General features: G+C 38.3%; 15 protein-coding genes. 5 read left to right on the top strand and 10 right to left on the bottom strand.

What is annotated here, in order from left to right:
* Positions 1-262 precede the first annotated feature (262 nt).
* Positions 263-2,191, top strand: a complete 1,929-nt coding sequence (locus tag QQK06_RS17050; protein ID WP_284246005.1) for a RiPP maturation radical SAM C-methyltransferase — start codon at positions 263-265, stop codon at positions 2,189-2,191.
* Between the two features lie 179 nt (positions 2,192-2,370).
* On the opposite strand, the gene QQK06_RS17045 is transcribed toward QQK06_RS17050, so the two are convergent.
* The 3 genes from QQK06_RS17045 to QQK06_RS17035 form a co-directional block, all read right to left on the bottom strand.
* Positions 2,371-3,333, bottom strand: a complete 963-nt coding sequence (locus tag QQK06_RS17045) for a C1 family peptidase (protein WP_284246004.1) — start codon at positions 3,331-3,333, stop codon at positions 2,371-2,373.
* 61 nt (positions 3,334-3,394) lie between these two features.
* Positions 3,395-4,081 (bottom strand): iron-containing redox enzyme family protein, encoded by a 687-nt coding sequence (locus tag QQK06_RS17040; protein ID WP_284246003.1) that lies wholly within the window; start codon positions 4,079-4,081, stop codon positions 3,395-3,397.
* On the bottom strand, positions 4,081-4,251 hold the full coding sequence (locus tag QQK06_RS17035) for a hypothetical protein (RefSeq protein WP_284246002.1): 171 nt from the start codon (positions 4,249-4,251) through the stop codon (positions 4,081-4,083). The genes QQK06_RS17040 and QQK06_RS17035 overlap by 1 nt, the downstream gene beginning before the upstream one ends.
* Positions 4,252-4,474: 223 nt before the next feature.
* Here QQK06_RS17035 and QQK06_RS17030 point away from each other — a divergent pair, with 223 nt between their 5' ends.
* Positions 4,475-10,534, top strand: a complete 6,060-nt coding sequence (locus QQK06_RS17030) for a response regulator (RefSeq protein ID WP_284246001.1) — start codon at positions 4,475-4,477, stop codon at positions 10,532-10,534.
* A gap of 87 nt (positions 10,535-10,621) precedes the next feature.
* Positions 10,622-11,530 (top strand): GGDEF domain-containing response regulator, encoded by a 909-nt coding sequence (locus tag QQK06_RS17025; RefSeq protein WP_284246000.1) that lies wholly within the window; start codon positions 10,622-10,624, stop codon positions 11,528-11,530.
* Between the two features lie 2 nt (positions 11,531-11,532).
* Here QQK06_RS17025 and QQK06_RS17020 read toward each other — a convergent pair whose 3' ends face one another.
* The 5 genes from QQK06_RS17020 to QQK06_RS17000 all read right to left on the bottom strand — a co-directional run bounded on the left by QQK06_RS17020 (position 11,533) and on the right by QQK06_RS17000 (position 15,290).
* Positions 11,533-12,387 carry a type 2 periplasmic-binding domain-containing protein gene (locus QQK06_RS17020; RefSeq protein WP_284245999.1) on the bottom strand — a complete coding sequence of 285 codons (855 nt, stop codon included), beginning with the start codon at positions 12,385-12,387 and terminating at the stop codon, positions 11,533-11,535.
* A gap of 66 nt (positions 12,388-12,453) precedes the next feature.
* Positions 12,454-12,891, bottom strand: coding sequence for a GFA family protein (locus tag QQK06_RS17015; RefSeq protein WP_284245998.1), 438 nt, complete (start codon positions 12,889-12,891; stop codon positions 12,454-12,456).
* A gap of 29 nt (positions 12,892-12,920) precedes the next feature.
* Complete coding sequence (locus QQK06_RS17010) at positions 12,921-13,163, bottom strand: hypothetical protein (protein WP_284245997.1); 243 nt, start codon at positions 13,161-13,163, stop codon at positions 12,921-12,923.
* A gap of 20 nt (positions 13,164-13,183) precedes the next feature.
* Positions 13,184-13,936 (bottom strand): substrate-binding periplasmic protein, encoded by a 753-nt coding sequence (locus tag QQK06_RS17005; protein ID WP_284245996.1) that lies wholly within the window; start codon positions 13,934-13,936, stop codon positions 13,184-13,186.
* Position 13,937: 1 nt separating this feature from the next.
* Positions 13,938-15,290 (bottom strand): DEAD/DEAH box helicase, encoded by a 1,353-nt coding sequence (locus QQK06_RS17000; RefSeq protein ID WP_284245995.1) that lies wholly within the window; start codon positions 15,288-15,290, stop codon positions 13,938-13,940.
* 132 nt (positions 15,291-15,422) lie between these two features.
* Here QQK06_RS17000 and QQK06_RS16995 point away from each other — a divergent pair, with 132 nt between their 5' ends.
* Positions 15,423-15,884 carry a hypothetical protein gene (locus QQK06_RS16995; RefSeq protein WP_284245993.1) on the top strand — a complete coding sequence of 154 codons (462 nt, stop codon included), beginning with the start codon at positions 15,423-15,425 and terminating at the stop codon, positions 15,882-15,884.
* A 42-nt stretch (positions 15,885-15,926) separates the two neighbouring features.
* Here QQK06_RS16995 and QQK06_RS16990 read toward each other — a convergent pair whose 3' ends face one another.
* Complete coding sequence (locus tag QQK06_RS16990) at positions 15,927-16,961, bottom strand: T6SS phospholipase effector Tle1-like catalytic domain-containing protein (protein ID WP_284245992.1); 1,035 nt, start codon at positions 16,959-16,961, stop codon at positions 15,927-15,929.
* A 168-nt stretch (positions 16,962-17,129) separates the two neighbouring features.
* The gene (locus QQK06_RS16985) at positions 17,130-18,254 is read right to left on the bottom strand and encodes a pyridoxal-phosphate-dependent aminotransferase family protein (protein ID WP_284245991.1); all 1,125 of its coding nucleotides are present in this window, start codon (positions 18,252-18,254) and stop codon (positions 17,130-17,132) included.
* Positions 18,255-18,411: 157 nt separating this feature from the next.
* Here QQK06_RS16985 and QQK06_RS16980 point away from each other — a divergent pair, with 157 nt between their 5' ends.
* The gene (locus tag QQK06_RS16980; RefSeq protein ID WP_284245990.1) at positions 18,412-18,957 is read left to right on the top strand and encodes a YaeQ family protein; all 546 of its coding nucleotides are present in this window, start codon (positions 18,412-18,414) and stop codon (positions 18,955-18,957) included.
* The last annotated feature ends 68 nt before the right edge of the window (positions 18,958-19,025 follow it).

The following is a 19,025-nucleotide window of genomic DNA, read 5'->3' as shown; positions in this document are numbered from 1 at the left end:
TAAAAGTCGAAATGAACTTTGATCAGCAATTTAACCTCCAGTAATTCGTTCCAAAGCGCAGTGAAATATGACAGTAAAAAACAAAGCAACTTCGACATATTATGAGATCGTAGCTATTTGCTGACTTTCTAACCATTCGCTTAAATAAGCTATGATAAACATCAATCAAGTATTTTAATTAGCCCAACATTCCGTTACTGTTAATCAACAAGGAAATAAAAAACACTCGCCACAAACTGGTTTTGCAGGGGAAAATCTGAAGATGTCACAACATATCTGCTTAGTAAACATGCCTTATTCATCCGTTACCCGACCATCATTAGCATTGGGGTTATTAGAGACTTATATTAGAGAATATGATCATCAAGTTAACGCGATATACAGTAACTTAGAGTTTGCCAAAATAATTGGCCTAGCAGAATACGATGAAATAGATAACTCAAACTTTCAACATTTACTTGGCGAATGGATATTTTCACAAGCTGCTTTTCCCGATAAACCAAATACTGACGAACAATTTTTTGCATTATTTAACGATATAACTGAAGAACAAATCCAGCATATTTACCGTGTACGAGATAAAGCAGAGACTTTTATCGTTAAATTAGCAGAACGAATTGCTAAAACACCAGCAAAAATTGTCGCCTGTACCTCAACCTTCCAACAAAACTGTGCTTCTTTAGCACTGCTTAGAAAACTAAAAGAGCTCAACCCCAATATTATTACTATGATGGGAGGCGCTAACTGTGAAAGCATTATGGGGCAAACTCTTAGTGAAAACTTCACCTGGGTCGATTATGTGTTTTCGGGTGAATGCGATGCCGTCATAGGTGAATTTGTAGATAAATTAATGCGAGATGTACATATCAGCCCGCATAACCTGCCTCATGGCTTTATTGCCCAAGGCCATAGTGATTTATTGATAACCAATGCAGCAGAAAATAAAAAACCACCCCGCGGTTATGTTGAGGACATGAATCAAGTAAAAACGCCAACTTACGACACCTATTTTGAAACCCTTGAAAAACTTGGCTTAACAGAAAATATTACTCCAGGATTACTCGCAGAAACATCACGAGGCTGCTGGTGGGGTGCGAAAAAACATTGCACTTTTTGCGGTTTAAATGGTGTTAGTATGGAGCATAGATGCAAGCCAGCCGATAAGGTTATAGAAGAGTTTAAGCAACAATCAGAAAAGTTTAATATTCAAAATTTTGAGATTGTCGACAATATTTTTCCGCAGGAGTATATGAAAACTTTGCTTCCTGAGTTAAGTGAAGAACGTAAATATAACCTGTTTTTTGAAACCAAATCCAACTTAAGAAAAGAGCATGTAGAGCAATACGCTAAGGCGGGGATTAACTGGGTGCAGCCAGGCTTTGAAAGCCTTCATGATGACTTTTTAAAATTAGTAGGTAAAGGCGTTACCGGCATTCAAAATATCTCTGCTTTAAAATGGTTAAGAAATTACGGCATCCATGTGTTCTGGAATATATTATGTGGTGCTCCCGGCGAAAAAGAAGAGTGGTTTGATGAAATGGCGGAAATTATTCCGCTTATCACTCATCTACAACCGCCTTTTAAGCACCTTTTAAAAATTCTTTTCCCTCGTTTTAGCCCTTACCATAAAACTCCTGAAAAATTTGATCTTACTTTAGAACCTTTTAAAAGCTACCAGCATATTTACCCACTACGCGGCCAGGCATTATTGAATATTGCTTACTTTTTCGATCATCGTTCGGCAAGAAATGAAAAAGTATTTACCTTGAATGGCAATATTATTTTTGAAGTTGAATCACACAACAAAGTACAAGCTCAAGTCGATACATGGTTACAACAATGGAGTGGTTCTTCATTTCCACTGCTTTATATGAGTGACCAAGAGAATAAAGTTGTTATTATCGATACCAGAAAAGTAGCGACAAATTTCACTCATACTTTAACAGGATTAACAGCGGATATTTATCGTCTATGTGCTGAACCTGTAACCTTTCAACGATTGAAATCAAAATTAACAGCAATTCATGAAAGTGTGCTAGATAGCGAAATAAATCAGTCTCTTTCATTTTTAATTGATAATAAGTTATTACTATCATTAAGCAATTGTTATCTAGCACTGGCTTTAGTGGGAGAAACACCACCAATGCCTGATTTTAAAGATAGACCAGCAGGCGTGTTAAATTTAAATTAATGTAGGTTGTCACGAGCATAGCGAGGTACAACAAGCATAACATTATATCTTCATTGTCGAGTTTCGCTACGCTCAAATCGACCTACATATTGGCTCAATTTTGTAAGTTGACCTGAACGATATGAAGTTCAGCAAAAAACATGTAGGTTGTCACGAGCGTAGCGAGTCACAACAAGCATTTATTCATGGGTTAAACACCAATAACTAAAGGTGTTGTCTTGCTCTTCATCCCCTTGTTTGAATTTAGTACTGAAGAACTCATACGGCATATAACAATAGCCTTTATCACCAAACTCCTCGCCCCAGGAGTTTCTAACAATAAACATTTCACGTTTATCATCATAACCAACGGCTAATAGCGCGTGTCCGCCTAATCTTACATCCGTAGGACTTGGCATAGCCATAACACCATCTGCTTTAATAGCGTAGAAACTTCTTGGTACCATCATACCAAAAATAACCGGCATGCCTTTTGACAAAGCTAAACGCAGTTCAGTTAAATCATCTTCTTCATCTAACCGACAGTAGCGATTAATAATATGCTTTTGCGCTTGATCAACTGCCTGTTTAGAAGGCGTTTCTTTTATCGCTGCCTGAATTTCATCCTGATGCTCAGATAAAATACGGTTAACTTCCTGTTCTATCTGTTCAGCCGTTCCATTAGCCAGCACTTTCGTTAAGCTTGCAGGCATTGCCATTTCAGGATAGGGCCAGGATTTTTCAGAGCAAATGCCATATTTAAATAATGATTTAATACCATTACGAATAAAAACAGGTGCGTTAATATCGACCTTATCTTCGATTACCCGCTCATTGTAATAAACAAACATCTGTGAGGCATCTATATTACGGGCATTTTCATCAACGAAAGGCTGACGTTCTCGAACAAGATAAAGCTCGGACGCAACTGCAATCGCACAAGCAGAGCAGGAATTCAATAGTCCCTGATTAATAATCTCTGAGGTAAGCAATTCGCGCAAATCCACTTGCGGCTTTATTTGCTGGTAAATTTTTTCTTGTTTTTCGGTAAGGCAACTAATATTACAAAACTGAATAGCATTATGGCCATGAATATCACAAAAATGATGATCTCTTGCATCATAGGGATCAGGTAAAAGCGTTCTTCTATGCACTACTTCCATTATCTAAATTCTCATATCCTTCTAAAAAGAGCATCATAAGATGCTCTATAATTTAGTTTACTTACGCTATAGCTTTTTGAACAATAGGTGCGGTTTTACAAACATCCTCCATAACCAATGCAATATAACGATAAGTTTGAAACGCACTCATTTCTACTATCTTTAGTAGGTCTTCAGTCAATGGGAGACCATTCAATACATTAATAATGTCTTCTTTATGGTGAACATCAAGCTTAGCATGATGCATCAAACTGCTAAAACCTTCTGCTGGTAAACCAGAATTTGCAATTAGTTTTTCAACATATTCGACAGTGGGATGATGAGTTTCGGAGCAAAACAAATACCCCATAAATGCAACGGGATGAACATGGTTGATCCAATAATACTGTGAACCTATAAGTGAAGATATATTAGAGTTTGGTAATTTCGCTTTAACTTCTTCACGTGAAACACCAAGAACAGTTAAATCATCCAAAAACCACTCATCATGCCCAGCCTCTTCAGGAATATGTTTTTTCATATAACGAACTAACGGCTGTAACACTTCATTTTCATCATAACGAGCAGAGCAACGAATAACTTCTTTCATTAAAGCAACTGTTGCATTTGACACCCTATAATTCATTATTGCCTGTTCAATACAAACTTGAGGGTTAACAGATAATGCTAAAAACTTCCTATTTATTTCACACGCCCGGGCTTCCATTAAAGCCAGGCGGTGTGAAAGTTTTTCGTAATGGCTGCTCATTAAATTGCAATGCCAACTGGCTTATCTTTTCCTTTATTAGCATTTTTATTCATTGATTTTAGCTGTTCAACTTCTTCTTTTGACAAGCTATCAATCGCTTCTGTATGTTCTGCAGATAAATCGTCTTTATTCAAAACGCCTTCTTGATGCAAGTGTTCGGTATTAGTCATGCTGTTTATCCTTAAAATCAATTAGAAAGTTAATAATAGTTATTTTAAATAAATTACGCTACTTATCAAATAAGTATCCCCAGAATAGTTGTACTATAAAAAAGAAGTCAAGAAATAAATCGGGGAAATAGAGAAAAATAATTACTTGTTGTCATCCTATAATAAATTTAAGCTGTTTAGATAAAAAGCTAAAACTAGATAACCAATTTAAGAAGATAATTATATGCGCGTCATGCTTTTATTTTTTAGTGGATTATTATTTTCCCTTATTCAGTCTCCCGTTTTATCTACAGAATTTGAACACTTTTATCGGGAACAAGGACTATCCCAAGGATCCACTCAAGCATTATTATACGATAACCAAGGTTACTTATGGATAGGTACCGCGGACGGTTTAAACCGTTACGATGGCTATCAGTTTACCATTTATAAAAACGTTCCCGACAACAAGAGAGCTTTATCCAGCAATAATATTCTTGCACTATTTGAAGATCAAAATAATCAATTATGGATAGGAACAGATGGGGGCGGGTTAAATCGTTTCAATAAACAAACTAATACCTTTAAACATTATCTCAACGACCCATCAAATAGTAATAGTTTAATCAGTAACTCAATTAATGATATTATTCAAGATAGTAATGGCAATTACTGGATCGCAACCAGTAAAGGACTTGATAAGTTTGATGGACAAAACTTTACTCACTACTTAAGCAATCACAATATTAAAACAGTATTCATAGATGATACTGATATTCTATGGGTTGCAAGCAAAAAGAACGGCTTAAAACAATCAGATGTCAACAATATAGATTTTATATCTGTAAACTTCCCCCAAAATAGTCAAGCTGTAACAACAATCATTCAGGACAATAATAGCTTATGGCTAGGTAGTGAAAATGGCTTAGTATTATACGACATCAATACGCAAAAAGTGACCAGTCATGATGTGGTCACCAGCCACCTGGCAAATATCCATATCACTTCGCTATTAAAACATCACAATGACCTATGGATTGGCAGTAAAGCTAATGGCGTTTATCGTATAAGCTTAACAACAAATATCATTCAGCATTATCAAGCGGATGACCAAGACCCCACCAGTATCGGTCACAATGAAATCACCCAAATTATTGCAGATAACGCTACCAATATATGGATTGGAAATTTTGTTTGGGGTGTTGATAAGTTCAATATCTTAAACGAACAGTTTCATCATACAGTACAAAAAACAAATAAAAAAAACACTTTAAGCGGTAATACAATTATTTCCTTTTTAGAATACGATGATAAATTATTGATTGGTACTTACAATTCAGGTTTAAACGAGTATGAAAAAAGTACAGGGAAATATATTCATTACAAAAATATCCCTAATGATGCCAACAGCATTAGCTCAAATGGAATAGGAACTCTCATTTATGATGTCTCTCATGGCATCTGGATAGGTACTTTAGATAGCGGATTAAATTTATTTAATCCTGAAAACAAAACATTTACTCGCTATAGCAATGAGCCTAATAATATTAACAGCATTAGCCACAATATTGTTCTACCAATTTATCAGGAAAATAGAAATACCTTATGGCTGGGGACTTGGGGTGGCGGTTTAAACCGTTTCGATATTAAAAAACAAAAATTCACTCATTATAAGCATAATCCTAGTAGCAAAAATTCTTTATCCGATGATAATGTCTGGTCTATTCACCAAGATGAAAATGGAATACTTTGGCTTGGCACTATGAGAGGACTCAATAAATTTGATCCTGTTAATAATACCTTTAAACATTATCAAGCCACCAATAGTGAGTTAACCAACGACTGGGTGTTGGATATTCACCAAGATAAAAAAGGTAACCTATGGCTTGCTACTCAATCTGGTTTCAACAAGTTTAATCCGATAACTGAAACATTTGTTACTTATAAAGAAGAAGATGGCTTAGCAAATAATTTTATTTACGGCATTTTAGAAGATAATCAAGAAAACCTTTGGTTAAGCACAAATAATGGTATTTCAAAATTTAGCCCTACGACAGAAGCTTTTAAAAACTATGGTGAAAATGACGGTATATTAGTCAAAGAGTTTGCAACATTTTCTTTTTATAAAAATCAATCAGGTGAGTTCTACTTTGGCGGAAATAATGGTTATGTTCATTTTATTCCTGAAAATATCAAAGACGATACCACTTTACCAAACATAGTGTTAACCGACTTCAGGATCAACAATAACCACGTCAAGCTCAGCAATGAAATTGAAGACAAAAATACCTTTACCATAGACTCTGTGATTAACGAATTAGCTCGATTAACGCTAACCCATAATGAGAAACTGGTATCGTTTGATTTTGCTGCCCTGCACTTTTCCGACCCGATGAATAATCAATACGCCTATATGCTGGAAGGTTTTGATGATGAATGGATTTATACCGACGCGAGAAACCGCCGTGCTACTTATACCAATTTACCGTCAGGCCACTACACTTTAAGGGTCAAGGCCAGTAATGGTGATGGATATTGGAATGAGCAAGGTAAATCATTACCAATCACTGTACTGCCAGCGCCCTGGCTCTCCTGGTGGGCTTATACTTTATATGCCTTAACCTTCATCGGTATTATTGGTTTTATTTTATATCGTCAGAATTATCAACGGTTAAAAGAGCATGCAATCAATATTCGATTAACACGCGCAGATAGGCTAAAAGATGAATTTTTAGCCAATACCTCACACGAATTGCGTACCCCGCTTAATGGTATCATTGGACTGGCAGAGTCGCTTATCGACGGGGTTGCAGGTCAGTTACCAGATACCGCCAACCAAAACCTTGCAATGGTGGTTGCCAGTGGTAAACGATTGTCGCACCTGGTAAACGATATTCTTGATTTTTCTAAGCTTAAAAACCACAACTTAAAACTTAATACCAGTGGAGTTGAACTCCATAGCTTAACCGATGTCGTGTTAACCGTATCTACCCCGTTAATTGGTGATAAACCGCTGGTATTGAAAAATAACGTTGCCAATAACTTACCGTTAGTCAATGCCGATGAAAGCCGAGTTGAGCAAATTCTTTATAACTTAATTGGTAATGCCATTAAATTTACTGAACAAGGTGAAGTCACTGTAGATGCAGAACATATCGGTAATGTCATTAAAATATCAGTGACAGATACCGGTGTCGGTATTCCCGCTAGCAAGCATGCCATCATTTTTAACTCTTTTGAACAATTACAAGGCAGTGATGACCGTGGTCAGGGCGGCACGGGGTTGGGGCTTGCCGTAACCAAGCAATTAGTTGAATTACATGGTGGCAATATTTACCTGAGCTCAACTCCTGGCGAAGGCAGCTGTTTTAGCTTTACCTTACCGATTAACAGCGACCAGATAATCGACGCTACCAATGTGATTAAATCGACCAATCAGCAAAAACTCAACCGTTTACAATACTTAGAAAACGAAATAGAGTATGTCAGTGTTGAAGAACAAGAGGCAACACTCGACAAAGAAGCAACCATAGATCACAGTGATTTTCATATTTTGGTGGTTGATGATGATCCAATAAACCGCCAGGTGTTGATTAATCACCTAAATGTCATGGGTTATCAAATCAGTGAAGCATCCAGTGGCCCGCAAGCTCTAGCCCTCATAGATAAAGTTAATCTTAAGCATGATAATAATGACCCTGACCCGGAAAAAGAAAGTAAACGCCCATTCGATTTGATCTTGCTTGATGTGATGATGCCGAAAATGTCAGGTTATGAAGTATGTAAAAACTTGCGCAAAGCGTTCTCTATTAATGAATTACCTATCATATTCTTAACTGCCAAAAACCAAGTCATTGATTTAGTAGAAAGTTTTTCTGTTGGTGGCAATGACTATTTAAGTAAGCCAATTTCTAAGCATGAATTATTGTCTCGGGTTGAAAATCACTTAAGTTTGCTCGACATCAATCGTAATTTAGAATTTCAGGTAGCTAATCGTACCGCCGAACTGGAAAAGGCAACACAAGCGAAAAGTGAGTTTCTCGCGAAAATGAGTCATGAAATTCGCACACCGATGAATGCAATTATTGGCCTTAGTCATTTGGCGCTGAAAACCAAACTCGATAATCATCAAAAAGACTTAATTGAAAAAACTCAGGATTCGTCACAAGCCCTACTCGGATTAATCAATGACATTCTCGATTTCTCAAAAATCGAAGCGGGCAAAATGACAATAGAATCTGTGATGATGAATATCGAAGGTTTATTGAAAAAAACCGCCAACATTTGCGCCCTTAAAGCCCACAGTAAAGGGCTGGAACTGGTAGTTAAAGTTGCACCTAATGTGCCGAAACAAATCAAATCAGATCCGGTTAGACTACAACAGATCCTAGTGAACTTAGTCACTAACGCAGTGAAGTTTACCGATACCGGACATGTGCTAATCGAGGTAAAACTCAGTGAACAAGCATCAAATAAATTAGAGTTTAATGTCTCAGATACCGGTATTGGCTTGGAAGCTGAGTCAATGAACAAATTATTTAAGTCATTTAGTCAGGCAGATAGTTCAATCACCCGCAAGTTTGGCGGTACCGGACTGGGTTTATCTATATGCAAACAATTAACCACTTTAATGGATGGTGAAATTTGGGTAAATAGTACATTAGGCGAAGGTAGTACCTTCAGCTTTAACGTCACTTTTGAACAAGTAGAACAGAGTGAAATAATCGCCAGCAATACCATGATGATTGAAGGTATAAGTGTCTTGGTGGTTGATGATAATTCACTGTGTTTAAGTGTGATGGAAGACTTATTGCAACAATTTGGCTGTCAAATCACCAGTACTGACAATGCCCATGAAGCATTGGAGCTGATCAATAATGCTAACCTTGCTAATCAACCGTTTGATTTGGTGATCACCGATTGGCGCATGCCGAAAATGGACGGTATTGAGCTAGCCCATGCTATTACACAAACTGACAGCCCAAACGCTATTCCTGCAGTCTTGATGGTAACGGCATTTGATAAAAATGATGCTATGTCATTATCACGTTCAACCAGTATTGATGGTTTCTTAGAAAAGCCAGTAGATGCATCACTATTACTAGATGCGATGACCAATGCATTAAAAATTGATAGCGCTAAACCTCGTCCGCTAGTAAATAGAGGTTTATTAGATTTATCTAAAGATCATATTTTATTAGTTGAAGATAACGCTTTAAACCAACAAGTGGTCTTAGGCTTTTTAGAAGAAACTCATGTCAATATTGATGTTGCTGAAAATGGCAAAATAGCTCTGGAAAAACTCGCAAATAAACACTATGACCTGGTATTTATGGACCTACAAATGCCAGAAATGGACGGTTTAACCGCAACGACAGAGATCCGAAAACAGTCTCAATTTAAAGACCTTCCGATTATCGCAATGACCGCCCACGCGATGCAGGAAGAGTTACAACGTTGTCTGGATGTCGGTATGAACGACTACTTTACCAAACCTATCGATCCAAACGCTTTATTTACCTTAGTGTCAAAATGGCTAGATAAAAAGCCAAATAATAAATCAATGCCTATGGCTGCATTACCAGCAAAAACAGAGTCAAAGAAAAGCATTGAACCGAGGAAAAATAGCGAAGCCCCCAAGGCTCAAAGTGATGCATATATCGCGGCATTACGCCAACTTGATTGTTTAGATATCGACAGTGCGATTAAAGCCATGGGGGGTAGAAAACACATCTACCAAAAACTGGTACAAGACTTTAACAATAATTATCAACATACAGTGGATGGCCTAAGAGAGATCTATCACAATCAGCAATTTGAAGAAGCTTTTAGGATTGCCCACTCATTAAAATCAAACGCTAATTACATTGGTGCGGTTACTCTGGCAAAAAGAGCGACCCAACTGGAGGCTCAACTTAAGGAAAAACCTGAAGCTGCGAGCTTATTAGTCGCGGAAACCTGTATAGAACTAAACAATATAGTCATGGCACTTGCGACCATTCCTACCAGTGATGAAAACGTTAACGAAAGTAGCAGCGTTTCAGCTAGCAATAATAACAAGACAGACAGTTCTGAAAACAGCGCTCCTTGCGATCATAACAAGCTTACAGCGCTATTAGACTCGATGAAAATATTAGTTGAACAAGAAAACGCCGAAGCAGAAGATTTATTACCGCAACTGCTCATATTAACCAAAGGTACTAAACATAGTGCAACAGCAAAACAAATAGCGGATAATATTGAAGATATCGAATATGCTGATGCAATAAAGAAAATTAAGGCACTGGCGACGGAATTGCATTAACATATTATGGATGATAAAAATTGCCTAAGGGAAACTCCCTTTACATACCGCTATAGCGTAATAAATAAGAATACTAATAAAAGAACCATGGGACGTTTAGATCAAAAAGTTTTAATAGTTGATGATGAAAAAGCCAACAGGAAAATTCTAAAAGAGCTTTTACAAGAAGAAGCGACGATTATTTTTGCCAAAAATGGTGAGCAAGCGGTAGAACTTGCTAAAAAGCATGTCCCAGACTTAATTTTATTAGACGTCGTCATGCCTGACAAATCAGGCTTTGAAGTTATCGAAGAAATAAAAAACAACCCGATAACTATGGCTATTTCTGTCATTTTTGTCACCGGCTTAGCTAATAGTGATGACGAAGAGCGGGGCTTTGACCTTGGCGGCTGTGATTACATTTATAAACCGTTTAAAGCAAACATAGTGATCGCCCGAGTATTAATGCACTTAGAGTTGATCAGGCAAAGAAAAATGTTGGATAAGTTCGCTCACCTTGATGCCTTAACCGGCATATCCAACCGACGTAAGCTCGATATTGTCTTAAAAGATGAAATAGCAGCCAATAAGCGCGATCAAAAACAACTGGCCGTGGCCTTAATCGATGTCGATTTTTTCAAACAGTACAATGATCACTATGGTCATGGCGCTGGCGATATCGCCTTGAAAAAAGTCGCTACCACTATCAGGGAAAACTTACATCGACCCCGTGATTTTTCTGCCCGCTACGGTGGAGAAGAGTTTGTCGTACTGTTACCTGATAGTGATCTTGCCGGCGCGACGTTGGTGCTTAACAACATGCTGCAAGCAGTTGAGGACAAAGAGTTCCCACATGAGTTTTCCAAAATATCCGATCATCTGACTATCAGTATAGGGGCTGTTGTTATTGACGATAACCAGTCAAACACTCAGGAAGAAGTACTACTCAGTGCCGATAAATTGCTTTATCAGGCGAAAAAGAATGGTCGAAATCGATTAGTAATTGAATGCATTTAACGCTACAAAGCAATCCACATCGCTTTATTATCCACTGGTGCACTTTTCGGTAAATATGGGTTTTCAAGCTTTACCACCCGTTTAGATTGCCATTTAGACAATGGAAAAATGTCTGAGGTCAACGGATGATTCTCCATAAAATCGATAAAACTGCCGTCGTTAATTGCCCGATTTAATGAGTCAGTTAATAATTGGGCAAGCGCCTGATTATCTTGATGCACGAAAAAATATAGTGGAAATTTATATTCCAATATTAAATCATCAAATACCTCTAACATTGGATATTGCTGTTGAGCAACTTTCAATTCGTTATAGCCTTCAAAAATAGCTCGCGGATAGTAATCACAACGACCTTTAGCCAACATTTTAAAGATCAGATCAACACGATCAACACGTAATACATTGAAACCATTCCAAGATAAAATATCGGAATCTAGCCAATCACTGCCCTGACACGCCACTAGTTTTTTAAGCGCTAATAAACTACCTTGTTCAAACTCAGCCCGCCGTTTACCATGAATAATAAAAACCCTGTGCCCTAACAGGCCTTTCAGCAACGGAATTGGAATTGCACGCATTTCCTGTTCGTAATGCTTCTTGGTACCAGTCCAGGTCAAATCAATCAGTTTTTTCTGCAATAAGGTCAGTACCTGCTTATGAGTAGAGACATTTTCTTTCAAAGTAACAATTGAGATATCTTCACGTTCTGATTTATCGAGCAAAAAACGAAGTAATTCAACATAGTATTGGTGAGTTGGCGTTTTATCATAAGACGAGGCAAAGACAGTAATAGTTTGTGCATTAATGCGACAAGAAATACATAATGCAATAATAAAGACAAACCGATAAAAGCACATAATCATAACCTCTTATTAATCATAGCTAAGGCACTAGATTTATGCACCTTATCACCAAGCAATGATTTATTGTCTAAATGCTAAGTACTTAGGTAAATTATCGGTTAGTTTTAACCAGTCAACTTTAGATTGGGTATAGATGTGGGCCTGTGGCTCTATATGCTCTATGTTATCAAACACCGCAAGTGCCACTTCGATAGTATTTGCCTGACGATTAAATGTCGACTCAAACATTAAACTGGAACCACAGCATTGACAAAACTGCCTCACAGAGTCGTTTTCCGCACGATAAGATGACAAATACTCTTGACCACTTAACCAGTGTAAATGCTGATTTTTTACTTCGGCAAAAGTAGAAAAAGCGGCACCATGAAATTTACGGCACATAGTACAATGGCAATGGGCTACAGCAGGTAAGAATTCAGTCACAGCAAAGGTAATTTTACCGCATAAACAGCTGGCAAGGTTTTTATGTCCTGTTAGGAGTTGATTGCTTGATGTCATAACATACGCCTTTATCACTAACTGAGTTTTTATTGTTCAATTACTTTAACGGCAACTTCCATACCATCAACCGTCCACTGTGCCGTTAATTTGTTATAAATCACCCTTGCCAGCAATGACTTTTCTGAACCATCGTTATAACGAACAAACATATTGCAAAAATGATTATGAACCGCCTGGTAATCAGGAATACTAACACTAACGGGAGACAGTTCTTTACCTGTTAACTGTCGCCTCTTATACCAATCCTTTTCGATGATTTTAAATGTCATTCCTTGTTCAATCATACTGTTTAATTAGCCGTAAGTTTCTTTTGATAATATTCAGGATCATTAAACTGATTAATCATCTCCATGATCCGGTTAACGTCATAGTGCTCGGAAAATCGCTGAGAAAATCCGAGGTATGAGGATTCCTTATGATCAGATATTGCCATTATCTCAACTTGATTTTCAATCGACATAGTAGAAATAATATCATCAGCAACTAAACCATCTGCAACGACGAGATCGACTCGTTTTAGTAATAGCATATTTAGCGCATCTTCCAGCTGTGCCACTTCAGTAATAGTAATTAATGGGTTTTTCATGGCCCTATTAAAATTTTTACCAAATGACATCGCCCTGACTTTAGCGATACTCTTAGTGTCGGTAAGCTTATCAAAGCCATGAAATAAATAGCTGTCACTACTGCGTTTAACGATGACAGAGCCGTAAAAATTAATGAGCGGTGCTTGTGGATAGACCAGAGATTGTGCCCGCTCTTTGGTATATAACACCGGCATAATCGCATCTACTTGATTATTTTTCACCAGCTGCATTGCCCTAGCCCAAGGGACAATTTTTACCTGAAAATTTAAATGACTTTGTTGCTGAGCTTGTGATAATGCATCAATAAACAGGCCATCAGCCTGACCGTTAGCATTTTGATAGACCAATGGACGAAGTTCAGGAGCAACAATGTGAATGGTAAGCTCATTATCCTGTCCCCACGCAATCGCATGAGTCATAAAAAACAGTAAAAAACCACAAACTGCCCACTTCATATTAATCTATTTCTGGCGTCTCTTGCTTATCAATTTCACTGGTCGGTAACGCTTTTTTACGTCTAAGCACCGGCATGTCTCCAGCGTCCTGAGTAAATAAGGTTTGCTTTTTCACTTTCGCTTTAGTCGCTTTAGTACTTGCCTTGGCGTTAGCTGTCTTTTGTTGGGGTTGTTTATTAGCTGTTTTTACTTTTTTCGCTTTTAGCCCGTTAAATTTAGCAACTAAGCCATCCACCTGACTAAATGAAAAATGTTGCTGTAAAAACAGCTCAATATTTTTAAAACTAAGCCAGTCTTTCGGGCCAACCAAAGAGATGGCATCGCCCTTATTACCCGCTCGTCCTGTACGGCCAATACGGTGGACAAACTCTTCACTATGTTTAGGTAAATCAAAGTTAATGACATGAGAAACATTGACCAGATCCAATCCGCGCGATGCCAAATCGGTCGTGATCAAAATCTTTTGCTGTCCTTTCGCAAAACTGTCCATAATTTGATTACGCTGCCCCTGCGTTAAATCACCACTTAAAGCCGCTGTACTTAACTGCTTTTCCGCCAGCTCAGTAGCCAATCTTTGGGTATCCGCACGAGTGGCAGTAAAAATAATTAATTGTTGGTAGTTTTCATTTTCAAGAAAATGAGTCAATAACGCTTGTTTATGTGCTAAGTCATCAGCAAGATAAAAACGTTTATTAATATCTTTGTGTTCACTATGGGCTGCCCCTATTGCAATGCGTTTAGGTTTATTAAGCAATTGCATGGCAAATTCATTGACCTGAGCATGATCAAGCGTGGCAGAAAACATTAGAGTTTGACGTTTTCTATGATCAGCTTTGTTATTGATTAAACTAAGTTCTTTGGCAAACCCCAGATCTAACATACGATCGGCTTCATCTAAAATTAGTAATTCCAAGCCATTAAGATAAAAATGTCCTTTAGTTAAATGATCAGCTAAACGCCCGGGTGTTGCGACAATAAAATGCGGATCTTTTTCTAAGACTTTCACTTGATCATTAAAGTTCTCACCGCCAAGAATAAGCACTGATTTAAATTGCGTACCACCAGTAAATAATCGCAGCTGACCAAACACTTGCTTAGCTAACTCTCGAGTAGGCGTCAGGATAAGTACCCGAGGATCCCGTTTAGATAACGCCCGGTTTTTAATCAGTCTTTGCATCGCTGGTAAAATAAACGCTAAGGTTTTACCCGATCCAGTTTTAGATGATGCGATTAGATCTTGCCCTGTCATAGCAACCGGGATCGCCTGCTGTTGAATTTCCGTTGGCTCGGCAAAGCCCAAATGTTCAACCGTCGACATTAATCGTTTATCTAAACCAAAATCTTCAAATAGCAAAGTCTGCTCCTTAATAAAATATAACAACGCCGCTATTATACCCTGTTACAAAACAATTTCGTTAAACTATTTACCTACCCACAATATAATTGTAAAACATCACAATAAATATAATAACAAGGTTTATTACCGATGAAAAAAACACTGACCCTATCTTTATTAATGCTCTGCACTCTACCGAGTGTTGCTAATCAGCATCAAGCGGCAATAGCACCGATTACCAATTTATTTGATGCCATGCGGGCACACAACGGCGCTAAGTTAATCGCGCAATTTAGTGAAAACGCTAAGCTGGAACGAATCACCAAGGAAAATAACATCCATCCATCTGATTTAACCAAATTTGCCGACTTTGTTAGCCAATCAAACAAGTATTTGGATGAGCAACTCCTCGATATTCAGGTTTTACAAAGTGGTAATTTAGCCAGCGCCTGGACTCCTTTTGCCTTTTATCTCGATGGTAAATTAAGTCACTGTGGCGTAAATAGTTTTCAGCTAATTAAACAAGATAAGCAATGGAAGATCCAATACCTTATTGATAATGTCTACCAAGGAGACTGCGAGCAATTTATTAAACAATATCAAAAAGAGTAACCTCAGTACGTAAGAAATGATATAAACGCATATGTCGCCAAGTTACCATATCGGTGGCCATTGACCATATTTAGCGATGTAATTTTCGATTGGCTGACTTTTGTAGCCTGACTGATAACGCTTTTTAACACTACTATGCACATAAGTTGGGTTATCAGTTTGTCGAGGGATTTCTCGGATGCGTTTGCCTAATAATTTGTATTTCCCCTTATATTCATTATGCTGACTAGCGTGCACATTATGCTCAGCTTTTAATGCCCGCTGATGAATTAAACCATCAAAGGCTAAACCGCTATTTTCTGCTTCCGTCATTAGCCACTGCAATGGTATTTCTGATAAAAGCTGACCGTTGCTATCAGGCTTATAGCTGCCACCAACGTCAGAATGGACACCAGCAAACCACACCTGTGCCAAATCAACATTCGGCCTCGGCTGCCAAATAGTAGGTTCAAAGTCATCGCGTAATTCATCTAACGATAATGCATGACGAACAGTTTTCATATTAGAGCCAAGACTTCGATCATAAAAAAGGTGCTTATCTTTGATCAAACCAAATATACTAAATGGTAGGCCTAATGCACCAACGGTATCCCAAACACCAATAAAATGAATATTCGCTGTAGGTTCAATGGCATGCTCCGCCCGCCAATCAATAGCAAACTGACTTTTTGGGGTATGCTTTTTAGTTTTGTATATATCAAAGGCTTTTTCTACAAGATGTCCATGTGCACTTTTTAAAATACTGCAGTTATTGATAAGGCCAGCTAAACTACGTACTGTGTATGCGCCACGGCTAAAACCAAACAAATAGATTTCATCACCGATATCATAGTTATGCACCAAAAACCGATAACCATCCATGACATTTTTCTCTAATCCTGCACCAAATCCCCCTCCAGACAATTGGTCATGATAAGAACCGATCCCCCAGTCATAAAACACCACTTGCTTAATCCCGGTATTATCTTGAGGTAAAATGTGACGAGCAAACGTCAGTACATTGGTGGGATATTGCTCTTTACCCAACTGCTCTGGACGATTCCAAGTGCCGTCAGCACAGATAATAATACGTTTCACCGCTACTTCCTTGTTCGTTATCGTTGATTAAATAAACAATAGCTGAACTGGCACAGTAAAACAAACCTTAACTTAATTTTGATAACCGAGAATAAAAATATAAAAATCAAACACTTTGAGGCGTTAATTCAACCATACCGTTCGGTTTATCAGCAAAGTGCAACAAAATTAGGCATTCACTAATGCGTCTTTTAGCGCCGCTAAACACAAGGCAACATTTTCTTTACGGGCACTAAAGCCCATTAATCCAATACGCCATGCTTTGCCAGCAAATAGTCCTAAGCCGGCACCAATTTCTAAATTATAATGCTCAAGCAAGTACTGACGTACTTTCGCATCATCTGCACCTTGAGGAATATATACAGTATTTAATTGCGGTAGGCGTTCATTTGCCGGGACAACATATTCCAAGCCAAGCTCCTTCAGCCCTTGTGCCAACTGTTGATGCATCTGTTGATGGCGTTGCCAAGCGTTTTCCAGTTCTTCATTTTTTAACATCACTAACGATTCATGTAGTGCATAAAGCGAATTAACCGGCGCAGTATGATGATACACGCGCTTACCTTCACCAGACCAGTAAGCCATCACTAAAGATTGATCTAAAAACCAACTGGGCACGGGAGTCTTCCGCTGCTTAATGACTTGAACCGCCTGCTCACTAAAACTAATCGGAGAAATCCCTGGCACACAAGAGAGACACTTTTGACTGCCTGCATAAATAGCATCTATGCCCCACTCATCTACTTTTAGTTCAACGCCACCAAGAGATGTCACCGCATCAACTATGGTTAAACAATCATGGCGACGGGCGACTTCACATAATGTTTTTGCATCAGACAATGCACCTGTAGAAGTTTCAGCGTGAACAAAAGCGACAAATTTCGCCTCAGGATGCGCTAGCAACGCCTGTTGTAATTGCTGTGGATCAACGGCCCTTCCCCACTGCCTCTCAACTAGCACTAGGTTAGCCCCGATGCGTTTAACATTTTCGGCCATTCTGCTGCCAAAAACGCCATTTTGACAAACTATCACAGTATCTTCTGGGGTCACTAAATTGACAAAACACGCTTCCATTCCCGCCGAGCCGGGGGCAGATAAAGCAAGAGTAAATTCATTTTCCGTCTGAAAGGCATATTGCAGCAAAGATTTAACTTCATCCATCATACCAATAAATAACGGGTCGAGATGACCAATCGTCGGACGTGCCAACGCTGAAAGAACCTGAGCACTGACATCAGAAGGCCCTGGCCCCATTAAAGTACGCTGTGGAGGAATAAAAGAAGAAATCGTCATGGCTCACCTCAAATCAATAACTTAGCGCTACTTTATCACCTCTTAGCACATCAACTAAATTAATCAGGATTATTTTAGCTATTCATGTGAGAAATAAGTACGCAAGGACACAAAACCAGCGTAAAATAGAGTTAACGTAATTTTTGACCTTAAGCCAATGGCATTAAAATCTATTATTTATAAAGCAACCATACACTTATCCGATATGGATAGAGGTTACTACGACACTTTAAACTTAACTCTGGCACAACATCCATCAGAAACCGATCTTCGATTAATGACCCGATTAATGGCCTTTGTCTTAAACGCCAGCGACAGCTTAACCTTTGGAAAAGGTGTCAGTGACGAAGATGAAGCAGTGCTATGGCAAATTAATTACAGCGAAGAAGTCGAACTATGGATTGAACTGGGCCAGCCTGATGAAAAGCGGATAAAAAAAGCCTGCAATAAGGCACAAAAAGTGATCCTCTATGGCTATCAGTCAGCATTTGATGTCTGGTGGCAACAAAACCAAAATAAGCTTAATCAATACCCTAACCTGCAAATAGAACGTTTTGATTACGACGCATTAGCAGAGTTTGCCGAAATGCTCACTCGCACAATGGAGATCCAAGTCAGTATTCAAGATCGTCAATTATGGCTAACGGTTGGTGAACAAAGCTTGTCAATTGAACGAGAATGTTTACAACACCTCAGCCAATAGTTAGTGGCTTTCTCTGGTAAATTATTGCAAATTTGTTAATGTGCTAACTTTCACTGCGATGGATACTA

This window comes from Thalassotalea insulae (assembly GCF_030161395.1).
Taxonomy (GTDB): Bacteria; Pseudomonadota; Gammaproteobacteria; order Enterobacterales; family Alteromonadaceae; genus Thalassotalea_E; species Thalassotalea_E insulae.
Note: the sequence above shows the minus strand (reverse complement) of the source record. Positions and strands in the feature narration are given on the sequence as shown.

Bases quoted from the DNA above. Each gene is read 5' to 3' on its own strand.
- QQK06_RS17035 (WP_284246002.1), bottom strand. From the start codon at position 4,251: ATGACTAATACCGAACACTTGCATCAAGAAGGCGTTTTGAATAAAGAC.
- QQK06_RS16980 (WP_284245990.1), top strand. From the start codon at position 18,412: ATGGCATTAAAATCTATTATTTATAAAGCAACCATACACTTATCCGAT.
- QQK06_RS17015 (WP_284245998.1), bottom strand. From the start codon at position 12,891: ATGACATCAAGCAATCAACTCCTAACAGGACATAAAAACCTTGCCAGC.
- QQK06_RS17050 (WP_284246005.1), top strand. From the start codon at position 263: ATGTCACAACATATCTGCTTAGTAAACATGCCTTATTCATCCGTTACC.
- QQK06_RS17045 (WP_284246004.1), bottom strand. From the start codon at position 3,333: ATGGAAGTAGTGCATAGAAGAACGCTTTTACCTGATCCCTATGATGCA.
- QQK06_RS16995 (WP_284245993.1), top strand. From the start codon at position 15,423: ATGAAAAAAACACTGACCCTATCTTTATTAATGCTCTGCACTCTACCG.
- QQK06_RS17020 (WP_284245999.1), bottom strand. From the start codon at position 12,387: ATGTGCTTTTATCGGTTTGTCTTTATTATTGCATTATGTATTTCTTGT.
- QQK06_RS16985 (WP_284245991.1), bottom strand. From the start codon at position 18,254: ATGACGATTTCTTCTTTTATTCCTCCACAGCGTACTTTAATGGGGCCA.
- QQK06_RS17010 (WP_284245997.1), bottom strand. From the start codon at position 13,163: ATGACATTTAAAATCATCGAAAAGGATTGGTATAAGAGGCGACAGTTA.
- QQK06_RS17040 (WP_284246003.1), bottom strand. From the start codon at position 4,081: ATGAGCAGCCATTACGAAAAACTTTCACACCGCCTGGCTTTAATGGAA.
- QQK06_RS17030 (WP_284246001.1), top strand. From the start codon at position 4,475: ATGCGCGTCATGCTTTTATTTTTTAGTGGATTATTATTTTCCCTTATT.
- QQK06_RS17005 (WP_284245996.1), bottom strand. From the start codon at position 13,936: ATGAAGTGGGCAGTTTGTGGTTTTTTACTGTTTTTTATGACTCATGCG.
- QQK06_RS17025 (WP_284246000.1), top strand. From the start codon at position 10,622: ATGGGACGTTTAGATCAAAAAGTTTTAATAGTTGATGATGAAAAAGCC.